Annotated in this window: 22 protein-coding genes; 1 reads left to right on the forward strand and 21 read right to left on the reverse strand. The window is 46.1% G+C overall.

Annotation, left to right across the window (positions count from 1 at the left end; all coding sequences use genetic code 11):
• Positions 1-2: 2 nt before the first annotated feature.
• The 15 genes from fliI to J2T16_RS06940 all read right to left on the reverse strand — a co-directional run bounded on the left by fliI (position 3) and on the right by J2T16_RS06940 (position 17,016).
• A complete protein-coding gene (gene fliI / locus J2T16_RS06870; protein WP_145329755.1) occupies positions 3-1,322 on the reverse strand; it encodes a flagellar protein export ATPase FliI in 1,320 nt (439 codons plus the stop codon).
• A complete protein-coding gene (locus tag J2T16_RS06875; protein WP_090923873.1) occupies positions 1,309-2,166 on the reverse strand; it encodes a FliH/SctL family protein in 858 nt (285 codons plus the stop codon). The genes fliI and J2T16_RS06875 overlap by 14 nt, the downstream gene beginning before the upstream one ends.
• Complete coding sequence (gene fliG, locus J2T16_RS06880) at positions 2,159-3,175, reverse strand: flagellar motor switch protein FliG (RefSeq protein ID WP_090923874.1); 1,017 nt, start codon at positions 3,173-3,175, stop codon at positions 2,159-2,161. Before fliG ends, J2T16_RS06875 begins: the two co-directional genes overlap by 8 nt.
• Positions 3,176-3,186: 11 nt before the next feature.
• Positions 3,187-4,773, reverse strand: a complete 1,587-nt coding sequence (fliF, locus tag J2T16_RS06885; protein ID WP_154886378.1) for a flagellar basal-body MS-ring/collar protein FliF — start codon at positions 4,771-4,773, stop codon at positions 3,187-3,189.
• Between the two features lie 131 nt (positions 4,774-4,904).
• Positions 4,905-5,219: a flagellar hook-basal body complex protein FliE gene (gene fliE / locus J2T16_RS06890; RefSeq protein ID WP_090923875.1), complete on the reverse strand. Its 315-nt coding sequence runs from the start codon at positions 5,217-5,219 to the stop codon at positions 4,905-4,907.
• A 55-nt stretch (positions 5,220-5,274) separates the two neighbouring features.
• The gene (flgC, locus tag J2T16_RS06895; RefSeq protein ID WP_090923876.1) at positions 5,275-5,727 is read right to left on the reverse strand and encodes a flagellar basal body rod protein FlgC; all 453 of its coding nucleotides are present in this window, start codon (positions 5,725-5,727) and stop codon (positions 5,275-5,277) included.
• 5 nt (positions 5,728-5,732) lie between these two features.
• Entirely contained in the window at positions 5,733-6,140 is a 408-nt protein-coding gene (flgB, locus tag J2T16_RS06900; RefSeq protein WP_090923877.1) for a flagellar basal body rod protein FlgB, read from the reverse strand.
• 1,003 nt (positions 6,141-7,143) lie between these two features.
• The gene (gene hslU / locus J2T16_RS06905) at positions 7,144-8,550 is read right to left on the reverse strand and encodes an ATP-dependent protease ATPase subunit HslU (RefSeq protein ID WP_090923878.1); all 1,407 of its coding nucleotides are present in this window, start codon (positions 8,548-8,550) and stop codon (positions 7,144-7,146) included.
• Positions 8,551-8,666: 116 nt separating this feature from the next.
• Entirely contained in the window at positions 8,667-9,209 is a 543-nt protein-coding gene (gene hslV / locus J2T16_RS06910) for an ATP-dependent protease subunit HslV (RefSeq protein WP_090923879.1), read from the reverse strand.
• 24 nt (positions 9,210-9,233) lie between these two features.
• The gene (trmFO, locus tag J2T16_RS06915) at positions 9,234-10,577 is read right to left on the reverse strand and encodes an FADH(2)-oxidizing methylenetetrahydrofolate--tRNA-(uracil(54)-C(5))-methyltransferase TrmFO (protein WP_418792737.1); all 1,344 of its coding nucleotides are present in this window, start codon (positions 10,575-10,577) and stop codon (positions 9,234-9,236) included.
• A 16-nt stretch (positions 10,578-10,593) separates the two neighbouring features.
• Complete coding sequence (topA, locus tag J2T16_RS06920; protein ID WP_221790575.1) at positions 10,594-12,693, reverse strand: type I DNA topoisomerase; 2,100 nt, start codon at positions 12,691-12,693, stop codon at positions 10,594-10,596.
• Between the two features lie 94 nt (positions 12,694-12,787).
• Positions 12,788-13,918 (reverse strand): DNA-processing protein DprA, encoded by a 1,131-nt coding sequence (dprA, locus tag J2T16_RS06925; RefSeq protein WP_221790577.1) that lies wholly within the window; start codon positions 13,916-13,918, stop codon positions 12,788-12,790.
• A gap of 240 nt (positions 13,919-14,158) precedes the next feature.
• A complete protein-coding gene (gene sucD / locus J2T16_RS06930) occupies positions 14,159-15,088 on the reverse strand; it encodes a succinate--CoA ligase subunit alpha (RefSeq protein ID WP_090923883.1) in 930 nt (309 codons plus the stop codon).
• Between the two features lie 63 nt (positions 15,089-15,151).
• Positions 15,152-16,312 carry an ADP-forming succinate--CoA ligase subunit beta gene (sucC, locus tag J2T16_RS06935; protein ID WP_090923884.1) on the reverse strand — a complete coding sequence of 387 codons (1,161 nt, stop codon included), beginning with the start codon at positions 16,310-16,312 and terminating at the stop codon, positions 15,152-15,154.
• Positions 16,313-16,560: 248 nt separating this feature from the next.
• Complete coding sequence (locus tag J2T16_RS06940) at positions 16,561-17,016, reverse strand: MarR family winged helix-turn-helix transcriptional regulator (protein WP_154886384.1); 456 nt, start codon at positions 17,014-17,016, stop codon at positions 16,561-16,563.
• A 419-nt stretch (positions 17,017-17,435) separates the two neighbouring features.
• On the opposite strand from J2T16_RS06940, the gene J2T16_RS06945 reads away from it, so the two are divergent.
• Positions 17,436-19,046, forward strand: coding sequence for a YifB family Mg chelatase-like AAA ATPase (locus J2T16_RS06945; protein ID WP_221790581.1), 1,611 nt, complete (start codon positions 17,436-17,438; stop codon positions 19,044-19,046).
• Positions 19,047-19,330: 284 nt separating this feature from the next.
• On the opposite strand, the gene J2T16_RS06950 is transcribed toward J2T16_RS06945, so the two are convergent.
• The 6 genes from J2T16_RS06950 to ylqF form a co-directional block, all read right to left on the reverse strand.
• Positions 19,331-19,882, reverse strand: coding sequence for a nitroreductase family protein (locus J2T16_RS06950; RefSeq protein ID WP_154983893.1), 552 nt, complete (start codon positions 19,880-19,882; stop codon positions 19,331-19,333).
• A 176-nt stretch (positions 19,883-20,058) separates the two neighbouring features.
• Positions 20,059-20,457: a YraN family protein gene (locus J2T16_RS06955; protein WP_154886390.1), complete on the reverse strand. Its 399-nt coding sequence runs from the start codon at positions 20,455-20,457 to the stop codon at positions 20,059-20,061.
• Positions 20,451-20,762 carry an EscU/YscU/HrcU family type III secretion system export apparatus switch protein gene (locus J2T16_RS06960; RefSeq protein WP_090923889.1) on the reverse strand — a complete coding sequence of 104 codons (312 nt, stop codon included), beginning with the start codon at positions 20,760-20,762 and terminating at the stop codon, positions 20,451-20,453. Before J2T16_RS06960 ends, J2T16_RS06955 begins: the two co-directional genes overlap by 7 nt.
• On the reverse strand, positions 20,759-22,858 hold the full coding sequence (locus J2T16_RS06965; protein ID WP_499018008.1) for a TP0910 N-terminal domain-containing protein: 2,100 nt from the start codon (positions 22,856-22,858) through the stop codon (positions 20,759-20,761). The genes J2T16_RS06960 and J2T16_RS06965 overlap by 4 nt, the downstream gene beginning before the upstream one ends.
• Positions 22,859-22,904: 46 nt before the next feature.
• Positions 22,905-23,609: a ribonuclease HII gene (gene rnhB, locus J2T16_RS06970; protein ID WP_244159417.1), complete on the reverse strand. Its 705-nt coding sequence runs from the start codon at positions 23,607-23,609 to the stop codon at positions 22,905-22,907.
• Positions 23,610-24,021: 412 nt separating this feature from the next.
• On the reverse strand, positions 24,022-24,885 hold the full coding sequence (ylqF, locus tag J2T16_RS06975) for a ribosome biogenesis GTPase YlqF (protein ID WP_090923891.1): 864 nt from the start codon (positions 24,883-24,885) through the stop codon (positions 24,022-24,024).

A 24,885-nucleotide genomic window follows, 5' to 3' on the forward strand; every position in this document is an offset into this window, starting at 1 on the left:
CTTCATCTCCTTGCGAATTCAAGAATCAAACGCTCCTGTACTTCACTTAACGTTACCTTTTCATCAACTTTTTGCTTCGTAAAATCCCAGATATGATCAATCTGATCCATCGCTTCATCTATAGCTGCATTTGATCCCCGTTGATACGCACCAATGTTAATCAAATCTTCAGACTCTTTGTACACTGCCATCAGACGTTTCATATTGTTAACCGCATCAATCTGCTCTTCAGGAGCGATGTCCTTCATGACACGGCTGATACTTGCAAGCACATCAATCGCGGGGAAATGACCTTTATTCGCTATCGCACGGTTCAGCACGATGTGACCATCCAATATCCCTCGGACTGCGTCTGCAATTGGTTCATTCATGTCATCCCCATCGACGAGAACAGTATAGAATGCCGTTATCGAGCCAGTGGGACCTGTTCCTGCACGTTCCAACAGTTTCGGTAGACTTGCAAAAACGGAAGGTGTATAACCTCTCATCGCCGGCGGTTCTCCTACTGCCAAACCGACTTCCCTTTGCGCCATGGCGTAACGGGTCACCGAATCCATCATTAACATCACGTTCATGCCTCGATCTCTGAAATACTCCGCAATCGTCGTTGCTATGACAGCACCCTTGATTCGGATTAGAGCAGGTTGATCTGATGTTGCCACGATGACGACAGACCGTTCCAGGCCTTCCGGACCAAGATCCCGTTCGATAAAGTCACGAACCTCCCGTCCACGCTCACCTACCAGTGCAATCACGTTCACATCCGCAGCGGTATTCCTAGCGATCATGCCCATCAATGTACTTTTTCCGACACCTGAACCGGCAAATATACCCACACGCTGTCCTTTGCCTACAGTGAGCAAGCCATCAATTGCCCTCACGCCTACACTCATCGTTTCAAGAACACGCGGTCTATCCATAGGGTTAACAGGGGTATTGGAAGTAGAGTACATCGGCATTCGGGATGGTAACAATGAACCGTCAAGCGGCTGTCCCAGTCCGTCCAACACTTTACCAAGCAATTCAGAGCCTACTTGTACTCCTAAAGGTTTTCCGGTTCCGACCACGTCACAACCCGGACCAATGGATTGAAGTTCTCCAAGCGGCATAAGCAACACCTTGTTATCCCGAAACCCCACAACTTCAGCCTGTAGCGGCTTAGCTGATTTGCCAGGATAGATGTAACATACGTCGCCAATGCTGGCATCCGGTCCTTCTGATTCCACCATAAGCCCAATGACCTGGGTTACTTTTCCATTTATACGCACAGGATCAAACTGCCGCAGATGCTCCATATAACGCTGTGAACTAAGAACCTTCATGTTGATTTCTTCGCTCCTCATCCTCAAGTGCTATGCGGATCAGTTCCTTTTTGATCTCGGCAAGCTGTGTATCAATTCTTGCATCAACACTTCCAAATGAAGAACGGATAACACAGCCCTTATCTTTAACCGTAGCATCAGGCAAAATCTGTAACTCTGCCTGCGAATCAATGGAAAGAGCAAGTTCCTCCCTTGAAGCTTGTACAAAAGAAAACTGCTCAGGCGCCACACAGAGCGCGATCTGTCCTTGCTCCCTTTTTCTGGACAAACTCTGACGTATCAGCTCAATCGTTTGTTCAGGCTCTACCGTAAGTTGCTTATCTATCACTTTCTCCGCAATGCCACAAGCAAGTTCAACAAGAAACGGCTCGGCTTCCTGAATAATCTGTTCTTTGGCAACATACGCTTCCTGAAGCACCCCTTGTGCTTCTTTCATCATCTCTTCGATCTTCACCTGGAGATCCAGTTCAGCTTGTGCTCTTCCCTCTTCAAACCCTTGCTGAAAACCTTGAGCGCGGAGAGCTTCAGTCAGATGTTCATCCTGCTCTCGTTGCTCCTGCCACCAGCGTTCAATCTGTTCCTGGGCTTCCTGAAGCATTCGCTCCGCCTCTTCCGAAGCATCACGCACCTGCTTTTCCGCAAACTCCTTGGCATCTTCCAGCATCTCAGCAGTAAGACGTTCTGTCTCTTCATCGACTCGTGCCTGAAGCACTTCCGATTCAGAAACTGCTGCACCGTCCTCTTCCAATCCAGTCTCATCTTCACCGCCATAATAGTGATGATTTTCGAGCCTTTTATGGTCTTCTACCGGTACATACTGGAAAGATTTAATCAAATTAGACAATGATATCATCTCCTCCACCACGTGCGATAATGATCTCGCCAGCTTCTTCCAGTCTGCGGATCGTACCTACGATACGTGTCTGAGCTTCCTCCACATCACGTAGCCGCACAGGGCCCATGAACTCCATCTCTTCCTTGAAAGTTTCGGACATCCGTTTCGACATATTACGGAACACAGCTTCACGTACTTCTTCGCTTGCGACTTTGAGTGCAAGTTGCAGGTCGGCATTGTCGATATCCCGAATAATACGTTGAATGGAGCGATCGTCCACATTGACAATGTCTTCGAAAACAAACATCCGTTTTTTGATCTCTTCTGCAAGTTCCGGATCCTGAATCTCAAGGGAGTCCAAAATTGTACGTTCCGTCCCCCGATCGACACCATTCAAAATCTGAACGATGGATTCGATACCGCCTGCATTTGTGTAATCCTGCGTCACTGTAGAAGACAACTTTTGTTCCAGCACACGTTCCACCTGTGAAATAACTTCTGGTGAAGTGCTGTCCATCACAGCTACTCTACGAGCAACATCTGCTTGCTTCTCCTGAGGGAGAGAGGACAGAATGGCCGCAGCTTGCTCAAATTGCAGATAAGAAAGTACAAGCGCAATCGTTTGCGGACTTTCATTCTGAATAAAGTTCAGAATCTGATTCGGATCAGCTTTACGTGCGAAGTCAAAAGGTCTGACTTGTAGCGTAGCTGTCAAACGATTAATAACTTCAAGCGCTTTGGAGGAGCCGAGTGCTTTCTCCAAAATTTCCTTTGCATAGGTAATACCGCCCTGAGAGATATACTCCTGTGCCAAACAAATCTGATGAAACTCGGACATAATCATGTCCTTTTCGGATGCATCAACCTTACGCACGTTGGCAATTTCCAACGTAAGCTGCTCAATCTCCTCATCACGGAGATGTTTAAAGATCTGAGCAGACACTTCCGGACCTAATGTAATTAATAATATTGCTGCTTTTTGTCTGCCAGTTAATCCGGCATTGCCTGCCTTTGCCAATGCGTTCACCTCTATTCGTCAGCCAGCCACGTACGCAGCAGATTGACGAATTCGTCCGGCTTTTTCTTGGCCAAACTCTCCAATTGTTTGCGCACCTGACTTTCGTTCGTCACACTGTCCAATGTTATGGACGGGAACTCTGTTGCTACTGGAAGCGGGATTTCTTCCTCTTCTTGGATCTCATTTTGTTTACGACGACGACGTACTAACAAGATCACTACCGCAGCGATCAGGACCGCAATAAGTGCTCCGCCACCCCACATCATTGCAGGTGTCAACTGGAAGCCCGTATTGGCATCTGCAGCTGTTGCAAAGCCCTGTGACATGACTGATACTTTTTTTGTCAGGTCTGCGTCAGTTATTGTTGTGCCTGAGTCTGCCAATGACGCGCGAACGATATTAACTAGAATATTTTCGATCGCATCTCGAACAGGCTGTTGTAATTCGTTTTGCCCTGCGGGTGGTTCAACCGCCACGTTGATGGTTAAATCTTTTACAGTATATGGGCTTGAAATGATATCTTTGGCAATTCGATTCACTTCATAATTTATCGTGCTTGATGATTCTTCCGAATTCGCATTGCTATTAGAATCAGAAGAAGGATACCCTGGAACGTCCTGTTGGCCGGTACCTGCTACACCACCTGTCGGAGTTCCCCCACCAGTGTAGCTCTTCTGAATTTGCTGTACACTGATTTCGATCCCCTTCATGTTCTCTTGATCAACAGGTGTAACGAGATTTTCTTTGCTTGTCACTTTATCGAAATTCAGTTTGGAGGCCACCAAAACGTTGACCTTATCCTCACCTACAATTTGAGAGAGGAATTGCTTCACGTTATTTCGCACGTCACTCTCAAACTTTTTCTGTAATGCCATGTTCTCCTGCACTTCAGATGACAAGCCACCACTGCCACCGCGAGCGGTTGGAACGAGTTCAGCCTCATCCGTGTTCGTGATCGTGATGTTCTCGATGGGCAGGTTCGGAACAGCTGTTTTAACCAAATTAAAGTATCCATCTACAGCTGCCTGATTCGGGTGATACCCCGGTTTAAATTGCAATGCTACGGAAGCCGAAGCTTTGTCCTGTTCTTCCAAACCTGCAAAGATATTATCTTTTGGCATGTTAACAAGGACTTTGGCATCCTGAATGCCCTGCATACGCTGGAGTAGCTTTTCAACTTCTCCGTTTAATGCATTGTTGTATTTCACATCAAACTCTTTATCTGTCATACCGATTGGTGATGATGAGCTTTCAAACGCTTTATAACCAAGGGAACCATTTTGTATGATGCCTTGGGATCCGATATTCACTTTGGTCAGCGCTACATCTGTACTGGGTACAGAAATACTTTTTCCGTCCGCGCTAAGTTTATATGGGATATTAGATGAGTTCAGATAATTGATGACACCAGCTGAATCACTTGCATTTAAATCTGTGAACGCCACTTCATATTCTGTCTTGGATAACTGCATCGTGAGAACCACTGCTGCCAAAATCAGAAATAAGAAGGTTGAAATAAATAATGTTTTCTGCTTTTTGCTAAAGCTATTCCAGTACTGTGATGCCTTGTCCCTGTACTGGGCAATTCTCTCATTCACTCTGTCACCCCATCCGAAACTTTGCTTAGTCTGTCCTGACAAAAGCTTGAGCGTTCTCCTAGCTTTGATCAGGAGCAGCATCGCAGCTGCTTGTCGTAATGATCAGCGCTACTGTTTGCGCAAATGAACTCTTATAGTTGTGTGCGCATAACCTCTTGATATGCCTCAACCACTTTGTTACGTACTTGAGTGGTAAGTTGCAGACTAAGCAGGGCTTGTTCGGAAGCAATCAACACCTGATCTACATTCGCTTTACCTACCAAAAATTGATTTGACATTTCATGAGCCTGGGTTTCCTGTGCGGCTACAGAGCCCAGTGCATTTTGTAAGTATGTACCGAAGCTCTGAATGCTTTCGGCCGGTGTAGAAGATTTATTTTCAGTTCCTACACTTTTCATTTGCAACGGCTGAACTCCCTGAGCGTTAAACATATTGTTCTGAATCATAAATGTCCCTCCCTTTTATCTCTTCTTTTCAGTTCGTTGTCGAAGAATGCAACAGTTAACCTTTTCCAATTTCTAACGCTTTAGAAATCATCGCTTTGGTTGAATTCAGTGCAGTAACGTTAGCCTCATAAGAACGTGAAGCCGAGATCATATCGACCATTTCTTTTGCAATATCCACATTAGGCATGAACACATACCCTTCTGCGTTTGCATCTGGATGAGTCGGGTCATAAACCGGTTTGAATGGCGACTGATCTTCCCGAATCTCGGTTACCCTTACACCATCACCTGAACCTCCACCACGCATCTGGTTTTGTAACATCGTGCTGAAGGATGTTTTATTCGGTTCAAGCACTACCATTTTCCGCTTATATGGAACTGCGACCCCATTCGACATGCTCGCGCGCGTGGTTTCAGCATTTGCTATATTGGAAGAAATGACGTCCATACGCAAACGTTGAGCTGTAAGAGCCGAAGCACTGATTCCAAAACTGTTGCTAATGTTCAACGCGGTTATCTCCCTTCTACGCCTACTCGCATCATTTTAATTTGTTCGTTCACTTGCTGGATATAAGCGTTGTAACGCAATTGATTATCCGCCAGAAGACTCATCTCTCGATCAATATCCACATTATTCTGGTTGTTATTCATGGAAGTGGACTGGTCCATATTAACTACTGGTGTTGGTACTAAAGAGGAAGGACCTATGACAAAATGCCTTGGATCCGTTACTTTCCCTTTAAGAACAGGTAAATCACCGCTCATCTGATCCTGTAACATTTCTTCGAAAGAAACGTCTGATCGCTTGAAATACGGGGTATCGGCGTTCGCTACGTTATCAGCTATCGTTCGTTGTCGCATGTTCGACGCATCGAGCGCACCTTGTAATCTTTTAAAGCTAATATCGTTTAAAAGATTCACAACATCCCTCCTCTCATTAGTATATATGGAAAAAGATTGAATCTTTTCACGTGAAACTGCTGTTGTTTTTTCGACAAAAACATTCGTGTTTACACGGTTTTCTAGGACTTAAGTAGAATTAACTCTGATGTTGTCGTATAACATAAGTTTCTTCGAGTTTGGGATATATTACAATAAGAAAAAAGCCCTATCTTTTCTTAAAGAGAGGGCTTTTTGTGTATTTTCTGCAAAATATGATTTTTTTCGTAAATATTCAGTCCCAAATCAAAAATGTGTTAACAATCTTGAGGCATGCCCTTAAACATTCTTAAAATAAAACTCATTTTTCCAGCCTGTATTTCAGTCTGAGCACCTTTAAATGTACCTTTCCGCAAAAGGATTTCAATTTGTTAAGTTTAGCATTTTTTACCGTCATATTAGGGTTTTAAGCTTATATTACACTGTATTTTTATGTAGCCAACTCTACTTTATTTCACATTTTATGTATGAAAATTCATTGGAACTATCATTTCTGACGCAACACTTTCTTAACAATTGTATAGGTCACTACTATTTTATATTTAGAAAACAATTGATGCCTTCTCCATTTCCCACAAAACGACGTTTTGCACATTTGCGCAAAATATTCCGGTTTATTCGCTTAGCACCAGATAACATTTAAATAATTAAAATTCTTTTAATGGAAATACATGGTTGCATAAAAATAGGAATACCAACTAATCCGCTACCCTTTATACAATTATCCATGCGGCCCAAGTCCTAGTTTCTAGCATAAATGATCGCCACCTCTCTATTATCGGTCCAATCATCAGAAAAGGTTAGACCATAATATAAATAAGGATATGTATGCATAAACACGACATCTAACACAGCATGCTCTGTATAAAAGTACAGAACATCTTGATTAATGTTCACTGTTTATGGTACATACCCCATGTTTTATTCCATACGACCATCTTATCATGTGATACTAGAAGCTACATTCATTACCCTTTGCTCTTACTTAAAGGATGTATTGACTTAAATCTCGATCCGTCGCAATATCATGTAATTTCTCACGTACATACTCTGGTGTAATCACCATACGTTCCAACGTAAGCTCAGGAGCCTCGAAGGACAAGTCTTCCAGAAGTTTTTCCAGTATAGTATGCAGACGGCGAGCCCCAATGTTTTCTGTGTTTTGGTTAACAGCTTCCGCGAGCTTGGCAATCTCGCGTATTGCATCCTCCGAGAACTCAATCTCAATATTCTCTGTGCGGAGCAAATCGACATATTGCTTCGTTAGCGCATTCTGAGGTTCCGTTAGGATAGAAACAAACTCCTCCAAGGTAAGACTGTTTAACTCTACACGAATAGGGAAGCGTCCCTGAAGCTCCGGAATCAGATCTGAAGGTTTAGCCACATGGAATGCACCAGCCGCCATAAACAGAATATAATCCGTTTTGACAGGCCCATACTTGGTCATGACCGTTGATCCTTCAACAATCGGTAGAATGTCACGCTGAACGCCTTCACGGGAAACATCTGGACCACTTCCACGACCTTGACTGGCTACTTTATCAATCTCATCGATAAAAATAATGCCTGTCTGCTCTGCACGTCTTATGGACTCTTGAGTCACATCATCCATATCAATTAATTTGCCCGCTTCTTCTTGAATAAGCACTTTACGTGCTTCCTTAATAGCCAACTTACGTTTCTTCGTACGGCGCGGCAACAAACTGCCAAACATCTCCTGCATGTTCATGCCCATCTGATCATTACCCTGGCCAGCAAACATATCCATCATGTTCGGCGTATTGTCTTCTACATCGATCTCAATGATGTCATCTTCCAGTTTACCAGACAATAGATCGAATTTGATTTTACGGCGACGCTCAGCAACGTTTGCGTCAGGTTCAGGTTCGTCCTGATCCTGAGGGGCATTTCCATTCCCGTTGTTCCCAAAGATCATTTCAAACGGATTACGCTGATTTTTAGACTTGGACTGAGAAGGAGCCAAAATATGTACAATGCGCTCGTTAGCCGCTTCTTCCGCTTTGTCCTTCACTTGTTCAGTTCGTTCGAGCTTGACCATACGCAGGGATGTTTCAATCAAATCACGAACCATGGATTCCACATCACGTCCAACATATCCCACTTCGGTAAACTTGGTTGCCTCGACTTTGACAAAAGGTGCCCCTACCAGTTTCGCAAGACGACGCGCAATTTCCGTTTTACCGACGCCTGTAGGCCCAATCATCAGTATATTTTTAGGTACAATATCATCCTGTGTGTGTTCTGGCAAAAGACTACGTCGATAGCGATTACGAAGGGCTACTGCCACTGATTTCTTCGCCTGTTTTTGACCTACGATATATTTATCCAGTTCCGTAACAATCTGTCTTGGCGTTAAAGCTTGAGAATTCATAAGCTTCCCTCCTACAAGTATGTTGACGTCAATTCAGCCACAAGAGCAAAGAATCTCCTTAACGTAAACCGGAGCAGATGTAGCATCTAGTTCCTGTACGGGAGATTTCTTTGTTCCTACAATTCTTCGACGATAATATTACTATTCGTGTATACACACAGCTCGGAAGCCACCTGAAGAGACTCACGCGCAATATCTTTCGCTTCCATCTGTCCAGCGTGACGTTTCAGCGCCCGCGCAGCGGATAAAGCAAAATTACCACCTGAACCGATCGCAATGATATCATCATCCGGTTCGATTATCTCGCCGCCACCTGAAATAAGCAACATTCCTGTTTTGTCCATCACAATCAACAAAGCTTCGAGCTTCCGCAGTATGCGATCCTGCCGCCAATCTTTTGCAAGTTCAACCGCCGCCCGTTGCAGATTGCCATGGTGCTCTTCCAGTTTACCTTCGAATTTTTCAAACAGTGTAATTGCATCAGCTACAGAACCGGCAAAGCCAGCAACAACCTGTCCACGATATAAACGTCTTACTTTTTTGGCTGTATTCTTCATCACAACGCTCTGGCCCATAGTTACCTGACCATCGCCCGCAATCGCTGCCTTGCCATTATGACGGACAGCACAGATCGTCGTCGCATGAAATGACATATCCATGATATCAGCTCCCCCACGAATAATTTATACGCGTTCCGGAACGGTTAGACCTTCTGAAGCAATAAACTTGGCGATACCATCCAGGGCACGATTTGCAAGTGCTTCATTTTTTTCTTTTTTGTTACGGATTCTAGTTTCCAATTTCGGTAACAAACCGAAGTTAGCATTCATTGGCTGGAAATGCTTGAAATCCGCTGTTGTAATATACTCTGCCATGCTACCTAGTGTCGTTTCTACCGGCAGTACAACAAGTTCTTGTCCTAACGCTGCTTTAGCTGCATTCATGCCGGCAATAAGACCCGATGCGGCAGATTCAACATATCCTTCTACCCCTGTCATCTGACCAGCAAAGAACAAATTAGGGCGCTCTTTGAATTGGTATGTTGGACGAAGCAACTTCGGTGAGTTAATAAATGTATTCCGGTGCATGACACCGTAGCGCACAAACTCAGCATTCTCAAGACCCGGAATCAGAGAGAAGACACGTTTCTGTTCTCCCCACTTCAAGTGCGTTTGGAAACCTACCAAGTTATACAACGTTCCCGCCGCATTGTCCTGTCTAAGCTGTACTACAGCATGAGGCAATTCACCCGTATGCGGATTAACCAAACCTACCGGCTTCATCGGTCCAAACAATGCTGTTTGTTTGCCCCGTTTCATCATGACTTCAATCGGCATGCAACCTTCGAAATAAATTTCTTTTTCGAATTCTTTTAACTGAGCAACCTCTGCAGTAATCAGAGCCTCATAAAAGAGTTCAAACTCTTCTTCTGTCATTGGACAGTTGAGATAAGCCGCTTCTCCTTTATCATAACGAGAGGCAAGGTATACCTTGTTCATATCTATGGAATCTTTTTCAATAATCGGCGCTGCAGCATCATAGAAATAGAAGTATTCCTCACCCATCAATGCTTTAATCTGCTCGGACAATGCCGGCGAAGTCAGTGGTCCGGTCGCTACAACAACAATGCCTTCCTCTGGAAGTGAAGTAAGTTCTTCATTCACCACTTCAATCAGCGGATGCTGATGCAAAGTCGATGTAATCTCACCCGAGAAGCCATCCCGATCCACAGCCAGGGCTCCTCCTGCCGGAACAGCATGTCGATCAGCTGCTCCGAGTACGAGCGAATTCAACATTCTCATTTCTTCTTTCAACACGCCAACTGCATTAGCCAGTCCATTGGCACGAAGAGAGTTACTGCAGACGAGTTCTGCAAATTTATCCGTATGATGAGCCGGCGTTTTGACAACCGGTCTCATCTCATATAACTTCACTCGCACACCGCGACTGGCGATCTGCCACGCTGCTTCTGATCCAGCCAATCCCGCACCGATAACCGTTACTTGTTGTTCACTTGTCAAAATCATTTACCCCCATCATATGCTAATCCGTTGAATCATCATCCGATTCTTCCACCGGCTCCTGATGATCACATGAAGTACACTGCAATCTTGTTCCCTTTTTGTTTCGCTTCTCAATCATTAACGATCCACAGCTCGGACAAGGTTTAGCGGAAGGTTTATCCCAAGATACAAAATCACATTCCGGATATTTGTCACAGCCATAGAAAATACGTCCTTTTTTACTGCGGCGTTCCACCACATGTCCTTCCTTACACTTCGGACAAGTTACACCGATGTCTTTAATAATCGGTTTCGTATTACGGCAGTCAGGGAATCCTGAGCATGCGAGGAACTTTCCGAAACGACCAAGTTTATATACGAGCGGCTTGCCACATTTCTCACAGATCTCATCCGACACCTCGTCTTCGATCTCGATCTCTTTCATTTCTTCCTCAGCAAACTCTAGCCGTTTCTCGAAAGATTCATAGAATTCAGCCAGCACTTTAACCCAATCTTCAGAGCCTTCCTCCACATGGTCGAGATCGCCTTCCATATTCGCGGTAAACTCCACATTCAGGATTTCCGGGAAAAACTCTTCCATCTGCTCAATGACCAGCTCTCCCAGCTCAGTCGGCATAAATTTCTTCTCTTCGATCGCAACATATCCACGTTTCTGAATGGTCTCCAGTGTTGGCGCATAAGTACTTGGTCTACCTATGCCGAGCTCTTCCAAGGTTTTAACCAACCGTGCTTCGGTATAACGTGGCGGCGGCTGCGTAAAGTGCTGTTTAGGCTCAATCTCCTGCTTTTTCAGCACATCTCCACTCTTGAGCGGAGGCAACAAACGATCTTCCTCGGTTGTACCATCGTCATTGCCTTCTACATACACTTTCATGAATCCCTGAAAGCGCACCTTGGAACCCGCAGCACGGAAGATCGTATCTCCTGCAGCGATGTCAACCGAAAGTGTATCCAGAATAGCCGAAGACATCTGACTTGCTACAAAACGTTCCCATATCAACTTATATAAACGGAACTGATCACGACTCATAAACGACTTTATCGAATCTGGGTCACGCAAAATGGAAGTCGGACGAATCGCTTCGTGCGCGTCCTGAGCGTTGGAAGCCTTTTTGGAATAGTTCCGCGGGCTCTCTGGTGCAAATGTCTCACCATACTTTCCAACGATATATTCTTTGGCTTCTTCCTGTGCGGAAGCAGCGATACGAGTCGAGTCTGTACGCATATACGTAATGAGACCGACTGTGCCTTCTTTTCCAAGGTCTACACCTTCATAAAGCTGTTGCGCAACCGACATCGTCTTGGAAGCCCTGAAATTAAGTTTACGTGCCGCTTCCTGTTGCAGTGAACTTGTCGTAAATGGCGCCGAAGGATTTCGAGTTCTCTCTTTCTCCTTCACTTCCTTGATTGTAAAATCAGCACCTTCGATCTGTTTCAAAATCGCTTGTACTTCAGCTTCACTGCCAAGCTCTGTTTTCGTTCCGTTCAACTTATGAAACTTCGCCTCGAACGGATTGCCATCTGCACTCAGTTTGGCTGTAATGCTCCAGTACTCTTCCGGTTCAAATTCGTCAATTTCATTTTCACGATCTAAAATAATTTTGACGGCAACAGACTGAACTCGTCCTGCTGATAATCCTTTTTTTACTTTCTTCCATAATAGTGGACTGATCTTGTAACCCACGAGCCGATCCAGAATGCGTCTAGCTTGCTGTGCATTGACCAAATCCATATTTATTTTACGCGGCGTTTTGAATGCGTCCTTAACCGCTTGTTTGGTGATTTCATTAAATACAACTCGGCAATCAGCCGTGTCATCCAGTTCAAGTGCATGTGCCAAATGCCAGGCAATGGCTTCACCCTCACGATCCGGGTCGGCTGCGAGATACACTTTTTTCACTTTCTTTCGTGCATCCTTAAGTTCCTTTAATACTGAACCTTTGCCGCGGATCGTAATATATTTCGGATTAAAATCATTCTCTACCTCAACGCCGATCTGACTCTTTGGCAAATCGCGTACATGTCCCATCGAAGCTTTCACGATGAACTTGCTGCCTAAATATTTGCCGATCGTCTTCGCCTTTGAGGGCGACTCCACGATTACGAGTGCATCCGCCATAGGTCCATCCTCCTCTCAGTCATGAAACTGTTTCTTGTACTTCACTTCATACTTCGTATTATATACTCCACATACTGCACAGGTTGCAGCATCGTCATACCCTAGCATATTTGGTTCCTGGTAATTGGCTAATCTGCTTTTTTATGATTAAAGATAACAGAACTGAATGTAAATGTCCAAAATCCCAACCCAACCGATCTATCAATTGATCTAAAGACTGCTCTTCCTGCTCAAGTAAAATGATGATACGTCGTTCATCTGTAGAAAGTTCCACCTTTGGAAATAAACCTTGCTCCGCATGTCCTGACATTTCTGCCGAACGTCCTCTATTGTAAGGAAGTTGTTCTGCATTTGGCAAGTCCAAACGATACTCTTCTAATAAATCAGTAGCACAAGTGACCAATTTGGCCCCCTGTCGTATTAAATTATGTGCCCCTCGGCTCTTCGGCGAAGTAATCGGCCCTGGAACTGCAAATACATCTCTGCCTGCCTCGAGTGCTGCATCTGCGGTGATGAGAGAACCACTTCGTACATCCGCTTCTACAACGAGCGTTCCCAATGTTAATCCTGCGATAATCCGGTTTCGCTCGGGAAAAAGGCCCTGACGAGCCCTGGTTCCTAGAGGGTACTCTGACAAGAGTAGACCCGTTTCAGCAATTTGTTCTGCAAGGCTCGTATTTTCAGGTGGGTAAACCATATCTACCCCTGTACCAAAAACAGCAATTGTTTTACCATTTGCTCGTAATACAGCTTCATGACACACACGATCAATACCTCTGGCAAGTCCACTGACAATAGTTACCCCCGCAAGAGATAATTGTTCTGCAAGCTTTTCCCCAACTTTACGCCCATAAACTGTAGGCATCCTTGTTCCTACCATCGCAATCGAAGGTTGATGTAATAACCGAGTGTCTCCTCGAGTGTACATCACCCAGGGAGGCTGAGCGGTTTCCTTCATTAATATAGGATAATTTGAATCCAGATAAGTAATAACCTCGATCCCGCGATCATAAACCTGCTCTCTTCTACTCTCAATCCAGCCGGCATTAAATTCTCTAGCCAAACGAGTCGCCTGATCCTTCCTCAGTCCAGCTTCAATCCAGTCTCCTTCCTCGTAATAAAGCAACTCCCGCAACGAGTGCTGACCTGTCATCAATTTTGCAACACTTTTCTTACCGATGCCTTCCATTTCATAGAGTCCAAGCAAAATCCAACGTTCTTCCATGTTTCTGCCTCCTGTGAGAGGGCAAATTGCCCTCTATTTGTGTGATAAACAACGATAAATTGCACACGTTAACATATTTTGCACACTAAAGTTCGTCCTCATTTTTCTAAAAAAACGCAAAAAAGCAACCCTTCGCCCTGTTTAAAGGACAAAAGGTTGCTTACCTTTACCGTCTCATGAATCAACGGCTCCGAAAATGAATCATTTCCGTGCTGTTTCTTCTATTATAACGGAATAGGATTAATGTGTCGTGCACAAATTCAAAATACCGCGTTCTTCGAGCACACTTACCAAAGTGGAGCCCATTTCCGCTGGTGTCGGAGCAACTTTAATACCGCATGATTCCAGCTTCGCAATTTTCTCTTTGGCTGTACCCTTACCGCCAGAGATAATCGCACCCGCATGACCCATACGTTTGCCTGGAGGCGCTGTAACACCACCGATGAATCCTACCACCGGTTTAGTCATGTTAGCCGCTACCCATTCTGCTGCATCCTCTTCCGCAGTACCACCGATCTCACCAATCATGATGACAGCATGTGTCTGTGGATCTTCATTAAAACGTTTCAAGATATCGATGAACTCGGAACCCTTAACCGGGTCTCCTCCGATACCTACCGCAGAAGATTGGCCAATACCACGAGTTGTGAGCTGATGAACAGCCTCATACGTCAGTGTTCCACTACGTGAAACGACACCAACATGTCCTGGCATATGAATGTATCCAGGCATAATGCCGATCTTACACTCGCCCGGTGTGATCACACCTGGACAGTTAGGCCCAATCAATACTGTATTTTTTCCGTCCATGAAACGGTCTACTTTGACCATATCCAGTACCGGAATACCTTCAGTAATACAGATGACCAAATCCAGTTCCGCATCAACAGCTTCCATAATGGAATCCGCCGCAAATGCTGGAGGAACATAGATGACGCTCGCTGTTGCGCCAGTAGCCTCCTTCGCTTCCTGCACCGTGTTGAATACCGGCAAGCTGACTACTGAACCGTCTTCCAGCGTGATGTCAACATTGGTTCCGCCTTTACCTGGCGTAACACCGCCTACCATTTGGGTTCCGTAGTCCAATGCGCCCTTCGTGTGGAACATTCCCGTTGAACCCGTAATGCCTTGCGTAATGACTTTTGTATTTTTATCGATCAAAATACTCACGTTGCTTCACATCCTTACGGTTATTTTTCAATTCCCGGACAGCTCCGGTACGAAGGAATGAACCTATTTTACGAGGGCAACAATTTTCTGTGCTCCATCGGCCATGGAATCAGCAGGAACGATATTCAGGCCGGATTCACCCAAAATACGTTTGCCCAGTTCCACGTTAGTTCCTTCAAGACGAACAACCAGCGGTTTGGTCAGGCCAAGCTGCTTCGCTGCTTCAACAACACCGTTGGCAATGACATCACAACGCATGATACCACCAAAGATGTTAACAAAGATACCGGCTACTTTGGCATCAGACAGAATGATCTTGAATGCTTCCGTAACTTTCTCTGTTGTTGCACCGCCCCCAACATCAAGGAAGTTGGCCGGGTCTCCACCGTAATATTTGATGATGTCCATCGTAGCCATCGCAAGTCCCGCACCGTTAACCATACAGCCAATGTTGCCGTCAAGCGCTATGTAGCTGAGGTCGTATTTGGAAGCTTCGATTTCTTTTTCATCTTCCTCATCCAAGTCACGAAGTTCTTGAATATCCTTGTGACGGAAGAGAGCGTTGGAGTCAAAGTTCAGCTTTGCATCCAGCGCGATAACGTTTCCATCTCCGGTAACAACCAGTGGGTTGATCTCGGCAATAGAGCAATCTTTTTCGACAAATGCCTTGTACAACGCAAGCATGAACTTCACAGCTTTATTCACGAGTTCATTCGGAATGTTAATGCTGTAAGCCAGTTTGCGTGCCTGGAACACTTGCAACCCGATCGCAGGGTCAACTACCTCTTTGAAAATTTTTTCAGGTGTAGCTTCAGCTACTTCTTCGATCTCTGTTCCGCCTTCTTCGGAAGCCATCATGACTACACGTCCTGTAGCACGATCGACAACAACACCCACATAATACTCTTTGCGGATATCGCATCCTTCTTCAATCAAAAGACGTTTTACTTCTTTACCTTCTGGTCCTGTCTGATGGGTTACTAATACTTTGCCCAAAATTTCGGATGCATAGGCACGAACTTCCTCTGTGCTTTTTGCTACTTTCACGCCGCCGGCTTTACCCCGACCCCCTGCGTGAATTTGCGCTTTAACTACAGTCACCGGACTGCCCAGTGCCTCTGCGGCCGCAACCGCTTCATCGACTGTATAAGCAACCTTTCCGTTTGGAACGGTAACTCCATACTGTTTCAGTACTTCTTTTCCTTGATATTCATGGATATTCATTCTCGAATCCTCCTATCAACATGACTGCAACAAGGCGGGCTGGTAGACGAACAAAAGACATATGTTGACTATTTTCACTTAAACCCAATTCATTGTAACATGTTTTTAAAACGCTTTCCTTAAAAAAGTAATGGTTAATAGACAGCATTTTGATATGGATATGATCCCTTTTTGTGAATGCTTGGATATATATGGAAAAAACCTCAACCGATTAGGCTAAGGTTTTCATCACATGGAGACTTTTATTATTATTTTTTAGCGGCATTTATATTCGATTCATGAACTTTCTCGAGCAAGCCTTTAAACTGCCCAAGTAGTGCTTCAAACTCTGTGCTGTTCAAGCAAGCATCTCCCTGAATGGCTTCAGGTATGGATAATGCCTTATTCTTAAGTTCACGTCCCGCATCGGTTAGTGTAATCAACACTTTACGCTCGTCTTGTGCAGAGCGCTCACGGTGGATGAACCCGGCTGACTGCAACCGTTTGAGAAGAGGCGTCAGCGTACCTGAATCGAGGTACAGAGCTTCACCAATTTCCTTAACGGTACATTCCTGCCGCTCCCACAATACCATTAATACCAGATATTGAGAGTACGTTACACCAAGCACTTCCAGATAGGGCTGGTACAATTTTGTAATTTCACGTGAACAAGCGTATATGGCGAAGCATAATTGATTATCCAGCTTTAAACGGTCTGTCTGCATGTTAGCTATCTCACCTGCCTAATGTACTTTAAATTGCATATCTCATGGGCTAATCATCCTGCTTCACCTTTATTAGCGGCGAAATTGAGTTCCCCATTACTATCTTATCACAAAATAGATTAAAAAAAGAATAATTGAGCACAAATTATTTTACATTGCTATTTAATCATGTTAAATTTAGTTGTATAAAATATAATTACAGGTGATCAATAGGACGGATAATCTACTTCAGGGAGGATCATCAGAACAATCACCAGAACAATTCAGGATTCAGACAAACTCATTGCAGTTCAATTCACACCGGGTTGACGCTCTGATTCCTTTTATATAAAATGCTAGTAGAAGCTGAGGAAGCACCTTAATTCGAGACTGGCTCGCCCTGCGCGTAGCCCAACATTCGAGAGAGGTGTTTCTTTGTTATGTATGGAAAGTTGTATAGCTCGTGTCTCTATGGAATTGACGGTGTATTAATTGAAGTTGAAACGGATTTATCTAATGGGTTGCCTCTGACTTCAATTATCGGACTACCGGATTCGGCGGTCAGAGAAGCTGTGGAACGCGTTCGGGCGGCGATTAAAAACTGTGGATATCAGTATCCTTTGCAACGAATTACGATTAATCTGGCCCCAGCTGATCTGCGTAAGGAAGGTTCCTCCTTTGATCTTGCTATTGCCATTGCTTTACTTACGACCAGCGGTCAACTTGTTCTTCCCCCGCAGGAACGCACTTTAGTTCTCGGGGAACTGGCACTGGATGGTTCAATCCGGCCCGTTCCCGGAATATTGTCGATGGTTGATCTAGCCAAAAGGCAAGGCTTTACTTCGGTTCTGCTCCCTTATGAGAACGTGGAGGAGGCGCGTTTGATTCGTGGAATCGGGATCTATGGGCTTCAACATCTGAAGGACCTTGCTCCTGGTCATACCCTTACATCCCAAGGTTTAAATGGCAACACTTTAGGGGGAACAACGAGTGCGGGGCCAATCATTTTAAAAGACTACAGTCACCTTCATATCTCAGGACGTTCCAGTGCACGGTCCAATCAAGGTAGAGAAATTCTCTCTTATCCACATGAAGACTATAGTGATGTACTTGGACAGCATCATGTCAAGCGTGCACTTATGATTGCCGCTGCGGGCATGCATAATATCATGCTGGTTGGCCCACCTGGTACAGGCAAAACGATGCTGATTAAACGATTACCGACAATTTTACCCCCTTTATCGGAAGAAGAAGCACTCGAAGTAACTAAAGTGTTAAGTGCGGCGGGACATCTAAAAGAAGCTCCTCAAGGACTGATTGCAGACAGACCCTTCCGGTCACCTCATCATACGATATCCACCTCCGGCTTGATTGGGGGTGGCGGCATTCCAAAGCCAGGCGAGGTCAGTCTAGCCCATCGCGGAATTTTGTTTCTGGATGAACTACCGGAGTTCCAGCGTCAAGTTCTTGAAGTACTAAGACAGCCGCTTGAAGATCAGACGGTTACAATCAGTAGGGCAAGAGCTGCGTTCACATTTCCTGCACAATTTATGCTGGCTTGTTCAATGAACCCTTGTCCCTGCGGATATTTGTCGGCACAGGCGGAGGAGCAGCGTTGTATCTGCAGCCCGGCTCGCGTTGCAGCATACAGGGCCAAAATTTCGGGCCCACTGCTGGATCGTATTGATCTCCAAGTCGAAGTTCCCCCACCAGGAGATTGGCGTATGGCTGGCACTTCTCCTTCATCTGTCGAGATGCAGTCCAAAGTGATGGCTGCCCATTCCATTCAGGCCAAACGGTACACGAACGGCTCAGTGCGCTGGAACAGTCAGCTCTCTGGCACATTTTTACGGAAGACAATCCATCTACCTCGTGAAGCAGAGCATTTATTGGATCAAACGATACAGACGTTGAACCTGAGTATGCGTGCCCATGACCGAATTATGAAAATGGCACAAACTATTGCTGACTTGGATCATGAAGGTGAGATTATGACTGCCCATGTCGCGGAAGCAATACAATATCGGCAGTTAGACTTGAGTTTATTTTAATACGGATATTCAGTTGCTAAACAAAAGCCGTATTTGAACTCTGCTTACATGTTAATGAAGAGTACCTATACGGCTTGGTTGGCATCATAAGCACATCCAAAAATTGAATTGGCAGTTACACGTAAATCATAAGATAAATGAATGTCTCTTTTCAAAAAAAGCTTATCGGAGGAGATATCGTGGGAACATCAAACAGTGACAGGAATTTGGTTTATGACAAAACACTATTTGAAAATGATCATATAAAAAAAGACCACATGTATGTGGTCTCGAATGAAGTTCTTTTATTCAAATAACGTTAGCTTCTCCTTGGCAGGTGTACGCTCTTTCGCTGATGGAATGACATCGGGGTATCCCATATAGATCATTCCAATAATTTTTTCTCCTGCCTTGATACCTAGTGGCTTCCGAAATTTAGGTGCATATAAAAATGGTTTGGTCACCCAAAACGTGCCTATATTTTCGCTCCATGCTGCAAGCATAAAGTTCTGAACCATGGCGCTGACTGCGGCGAAATCCTCATCCCAAATCGCTTGTCTCGGATCTTCCTCCAGCACAACAAGCAAAATAGCAGGCACCTGTTGTACACTCCCCGAAAACTTGTTATCCTCACCCATCTCGGCTTCAATGGCCTCTGCGAGCTTTTTACGTCCTTTGCCATTGAACAACACAAATCTCCACGGCTCACGCAATTTATGGTTAGGTGCCCAAACGGCTGTATCCAGCAAATCGATGATTTGCTCCGTTGGAACAGGATCTTTCTTGAATTTTTTGACGGTGCGGCGATTCTCGATCGCATGGCGGACTTCGTTGATTGTCTTCGTCGTTTTACTCATGGGTCATGCCTCCCTCTCCAAATGGTACACACCAGGTTGCAATTTCATTATACACCTCTCTGTTAACCAGATTCAAAGGACGGCAGATAAGAGAGTTCCGGATCAAATAGAAAAAGATGAACTATAGACATTATACTCGTCTAAACGCTCATCTCTTTTTATCAACTAACTCCAAGCTAAAATGCATTTTCTAGATGATTTATGGACATGATCTTGCCAAAATGGTTCATCATCACCGCAATAACATCAAATCGAATTTGACGAGTATGTTCTCCGCTCATTTGGATGTAGACTCCAGCCGTTGAACGAACCTGTTGCATTTTGCGCTGATCGACAGACTCTTGTGGAGTTCCGAATCCTGAATTGGAACTTCGGCTTCGCACCTCAACAAATATTAACAAATCTTCACGTACTGCGATAATATCGACTTCTCCGCTACGACAACGCCAGTTTCGCTGGAGGATAGAATAACCCTGTTTCACTAACCAGCGGCAAGCTTCCTCCTCGCCAATCTTTCCCTTCTGCTGACGGGTCAACTTGCCACTAGGTTTCTGGCCAGATCCCTGTTCTACCATGATTCGTTATCACTTCGGCCTGAGGCAAGCCGATCGGCTCGATAAACATAGGTAAGCACTTCTGCTACCAACTGATACAATTCTGTCGGGATCTGTTCATCCAGATCCAGCTTGGAGAGCACTTCAACTAAAGCTGCGTCTTCCTGTACGGGTACGCCGTTTTCCTTAGCTTTGTCCAGTATGGCTTCAGCCACTTTGCCGCGGCCTTTGGCTACGACAACAGGTGCTTCACTTTCTCCCGGGACATATTTTAATGCAACTGCTTTTTTGGATAAAAGCTCCGGCTGTGGTAATTCCTCTTTCATACCTTGAAATCCACCCCTTTGTATCGCTCAGGGCTATAATCTGCAGCAGTCATCTTCCGCTCCATCCCGAGCTCCTGCCCTGCTGGCCAAGGTTCTGCCCGGAAGGTCAATAACTGATATCCAAGCTTGTCGAGCGATTGATGAATGATTTCACGTCCACTCTCCATCAAAGCTCCCATTTCTTCCCGATCATTAAGTACACGCAAACTGACAATGTTATTGACCACATGTACATCGACAAGGGTATGACCCAAACTTCTCATATCCAAGTCAAACAGCAGACGGCAATTCGAGGCATCCAATTCCCCGCGCTGACCGCGGCGTGATTGAATCTGCACAGAGGCTGTCTGTTCACCGTCCGGACCTGTGATGGGGATAAACCAATGCATTTGCGCAAACGCTGCACCGCGATCGGTTGTGAGCAATAGTTGCTGACCTGTCAGGTATTGTATGGCTTGATTGGCGGCATCTTTCAGCGCCGCCGGGGCACTGTCGCTGCTGGCCAACTGCAGCAGCAAACCCTTGAGCGAGTCCGTGTTCGCCGGACTCGCTGCCTCACCCACGCGCGGCTGCATCGCCGCGCCGTGAACGGCCTGCTGCTCGTGCTCCGCACCGAGCAGCTTCAGCACGCGTCCCACCCACGGGTCTCCTCCGTGGGTGACGGGCGTGTGCACTGCCGCCGCACCTGCGGGAGCGGCGGCAACACCGCCAGCCGGCTGCGCATCAGCGCCGGCTGGCAAGGGCTGCGGCGAGCCTGCGGCAGCCGCAGCCACTTGACCGCCCTGCTGCGCAGCAGGGGCGGCTTGTGCTGCCGCACCCGGCTGTGCCGGTGCGGCAGTGGACGCGCTGCGCAGCGCGTCCAGCAGCGCCAGCAGCTTTGGCGCCAGCTGTGCTGGCGTAGGCGCTGCTGGCGCGGCCTGCCCTGCTGCGGCAGGTGTCGCCGCAGCAGCAGGCGTGTCTGCGCGGCCGTCTGCACGCACGGCCGCACCTTCCGGCTGGCCCGCACTTGCACGGCCAGCCGCCGCATCCGCCGTCCCAGGTGTTCCCGGGCGGCTCGCAACTTGGCCCGCATCCGCAACGCGCGGCGGGCCTTCACCAGGTATTCCGGTACCTGCCGGAATACCTGCATTGCCTTTGCCAGCCGTTTCCGCTTGGCTGGAAACACTCTTCGCAGCAGTCTCAGCTCCTGCTGTCTGTCCACCATTCGCCTGGCCTGCATTCAGCGGCACGTTACCTTTGGCTTGTTGCCCCTGGTCTGATGCCGCACCTTCAGCAGCATCTGTAGTCACTCCTGCACCCGCCGCTGGAGTGGTCTGAACCTGATTCGGCTGTGACGCTACAGGAGAGGCTACGGGTATTCCGACTCCTGGCCTGCTCACATTTACCGCTGGCGCTCCCTCTTCTGGCTGAACAGCAACATTAGTAAAAGTTCCAGAAGCTCCCGCCTGTCCTGTGGACGCCCCCGCTTTTAAGCCTGCTGCTGCTTCGCCGCCAGGAAACGGCTTACCTGCCACCGTTTGAGACAAAAACGACTCCAGTTGATCCGCAAGACCACTTAACAACTGATGCAAAGGAGGCCCAAATACGGTCTGATGTAAACCTTTCACCGTTTCGGCCGTAATAGGCAGGCCCCTCTGAAAAGCAATGCCCGCCGCCTGTACCCATTCCTCCACAGGCACCTGTGCAGGTTTGGCTACCATCATGTTTTGCACCATGGCTACGTTATCCTTGGTCAGCGGAAGCCCACTGCGTTGCATAGCAAGTAACAATTCACGGTTGTCTTTGGTATCCGCCAAACCTACCTCTTGCAACAAATTATTCAGTGAAGCCTGCGGCAGCTCCGCAAGCGAGCCAGCAACAGGTTTCATTACCGTTATGCCGTTTTCACCTGGAGGTTGAACCTGCAGAAGCGTCGTCTCACCCGGACGGAGCGGTGTCTCCAGTTTGGCACGCACCTGCACCCCTTGAATCTGGAGCACTGCCTCTCCACCATCATCCGATACACTGACGACAGACCCACGAACGACCTGACCTTCTTTTAATTCGAGCGGCTTGGCGTTTCCGGGCTTACTGTCTCCCATTAAACCACGAATCATAGAGCTGACATTCAACTCGTTCTCCCTCCTTTCCGTTCCCTTTCAATTAAAACAACGTATGCTGCTCACCTAATAAATTACCGAGAAAGCTCCGCCGATGCATCGGTGTTGCGCCGAGTGCCATAATCTGTTCCCGATGAAATTGAGTTGCATAGCCTTTATGTACGGGCAGACCATATTCCGGGTATAACGTATCCCATTCTTCCTTGCACAGCCGATCTCTCGTTACCTTGGCCACAATAGAAGCCGCTGCGATCGATTGGCTATTTGCATCCCCTTTAATAATAGATAACTGCGGTATATTCAAATCCACCTTTTCCGCGTCCACCAGCATGTAATGAGGTGTTACATCAAGTGCCTCTACCGCACGTTTCATGGCCAGTCTGGCGGCCTGTTTAATATTCAGACGATCAATCGTTTCCGCATCTGCATATCCTACACCTACAGCCAGCGCGTTCTCCATAATGATGTCATATAACGTATCACGTTTCTTTTCTGACAACTTTTTGGAATCATTGACCCCTTCCAAAATAAGCCCTTGAGGCAAGATCACGGCCGCCGCAACCACATCCCCAAACAAACATCCTCGTCCCACTTCATCAATTCCTGCGATATATTCAAACCCGCTACCCCAATACTCCCGCTCATACACCAAAAGATCCCGAGGTTCGCTAGTTTCTTTTTTCTTTTTCTTCGGTTTGCGTTGCAGTTCTGGCAATGCAAGCTCCGGCATTTCATGGTTTGCTGTCATTCTGTTCATCTCCTCACCCATGTTTCGTGTAGCTGTGTAATCCCATGTAATGTATATAATTAATTAGACGTAGGCTATCGCATATTTGTTCTGATTAATCGTATTCCTGCACAATGTTTCGTGTTAAAAGTATGATTTAAAAAATATCCTGATGTCTTCATTTATCGGTTATCATAGCGTTAAATTGAATACATACAAACTGATGTTCTGCAAATTTTCAACATCATTTATCATAGCATGATTTCAGGACACCTCCTATACAGAACAAACAATTCCACCAAGCACACTTAACTTCATTTTTTTACCATATTCATGCTAGGTTTATATCCCCTTAGCCTTCAAAACACAAAAAGGCCGTTCCCGGTAATCCGGTAACGGCCGCTTCTTTCGGCTCTTGTAAGGATATTTTCGATCAGTAAGGAGCTTCCATAGAGAAACGCCCCATCTTGCCTGCTCGTAATTCGCGCAGAAACGCTCGTGATGCTTTCTCCAGATCAATCCGTCCACCACTGATAACACAACCGCGAATTCGGCCAACCTGCTCCATAATGGCAATAACACTGTCCGAATCGTCCGCATCTTTGGAGAACTCCTGAAGACCATATCTCTCTTCCAGCGCATCCCAATAATAACGCATCAGATAACTGATTCCGAAAAATGCGATATCTTCTGCATTCAGGATTTCTTCTTTGATCGCACCCGTCACAGCAAGTCGGTAACCCACATTCTGATCTTCAAATTTCGGCCACAGAATACCTGGGGTGTCCAGCAGTTCCATTTCCTTGCCTACTTTGATCCATTGCTGGCCTTTAGTTACACCTGGGCGATCTCCAGTTGCAGCAATGCTCCGTCCAGCCAAACGATTGATCAATGTGGATTTACCTACGTTAGGAATACCGACAATCAATCCCCGAACGGCTCGGGGATTAATGCCTTTTGCCAATTGACGATCAATCTTCTCCTTTAGAAGAAGTCTTGCCTGAGCAGGAATATCTTTGACATTGGTACCTGTTGAAGCATCCACAGGGAACGCTGTAATGCCTTCTTTTTTAAAATACTCAATCCACTCTTGCGTCACTTTGGCATCCGCCAAATCCGACTTATTGAGCAAAATCATGCGGGGTTTATCCATCAAAATCTCGTCAATCATCGGATTACGGCTGGAGACAGGCAGACGGGCATCCAATAGTTCGATGACCACGTCAATGAGCTTCAACTTGTCCTGAATCTGGCGTCTGGCTCGGGTCATATGACCTGGAAACCATTGTATCGTCAC

The sequence above is a fragment of the Paenibacillus intestini genome, from assembly GCF_030803945.1.
Classification (GTDB): domain Bacteria; phylum Bacillota; class Bacilli; order Paenibacillales; family Paenibacillaceae; genus Paenibacillus; species Paenibacillus polysaccharolyticus.

Excerpts from the sequence above, each read along its gene's own strand:
- rnhB (WP_244159417.1), bottom strand. The coding sequence starts at position 23,609 with ATGACAGCAAACCATGAAATGCCGGAGCTTGCATTGCCAGAACTGCAA.
- J2T16_RS06945 (WP_221790581.1), top strand. The coding sequence starts at position 17,436 with ATGTATGGAAAGTTGTATAGCTCGTGTCTCTATGGAATTGACGGTGTA.
- trmFO (WP_418792737.1), bottom strand. The coding sequence starts at position 10,577 with ATGATTTTGACAAGTGAACAACAAGTAACGGTTATCGGTGCGGGATTG.
- J2T16_RS06960 (WP_090923889.1), bottom strand. The coding sequence starts at position 20,762 with ATGAAAGAGGAATTACCACAGCCGGAGCTTTTATCCAAAAAAGCAGTT.
- J2T16_RS06955 (WP_154886390.1), bottom strand. The coding sequence starts at position 20,457 with ATGGTAGAACAGGGATCTGGCCAGAAACCTAGTGGCAAGTTGACCCGT.
- topA (WP_221790575.1), bottom strand. The coding sequence starts at position 12,693 with ATGGCGGATGCACTCGTAATCGTGGAGTCGCCCTCAAAGGCGAAGACG.
- hslU (WP_090923878.1), bottom strand. The coding sequence starts at position 8,550 with ATGAATTCTCAAGCTTTAACGCCAAGACAGATTGTTACGGAACTGGAT.
- J2T16_RS06940 (WP_154886384.1), bottom strand. The coding sequence starts at position 17,016 with ATGCAGACAGACCGTTTAAAGCTGGATAATCAATTATGCTTCGCCATA.
- J2T16_RS06950 (WP_154983893.1), bottom strand. The coding sequence starts at position 19,882 with ATGAGTAAAACGACGAAGACAATCAACGAAGTCCGCCATGCGATCGAG.
- J2T16_RS06965 (WP_499018008.1), bottom strand. The coding sequence starts at position 22,858 with ATGATTCGTGGTTTAATGGGAGACAGTAAGCCCGGAAACGCCAAGCCG.
- fliE (WP_090923875.1), bottom strand. The coding sequence starts at position 5,219 with ATGATTCAGAACAATATGTTTAACGCTCAGGGAGTTCAGCCGTTGCAA.
- sucC (WP_090923884.1), bottom strand. The coding sequence starts at position 16,312 with ATGAATATCCATGAATATCAAGGAAAAGAAGTACTGAAACAGTATGGA.
- dprA (WP_221790577.1), bottom strand. The coding sequence starts at position 13,918 with ATGGAAGAACGTTGGATTTTGCTTGGACTCTATGAAATGGAAGGCATC.
- fliI (WP_145329755.1), bottom strand. The coding sequence starts at position 1,322 with ATGAAGGTTCTTAGTTCACAGCGTTATATGGAGCATCTGCGGCAGTTT.
- hslV (WP_090923879.1), bottom strand. The coding sequence starts at position 9,209 with ATGGATATGTCATTTCATGCGACGACGATCTGTGCTGTCCGTCATAAT.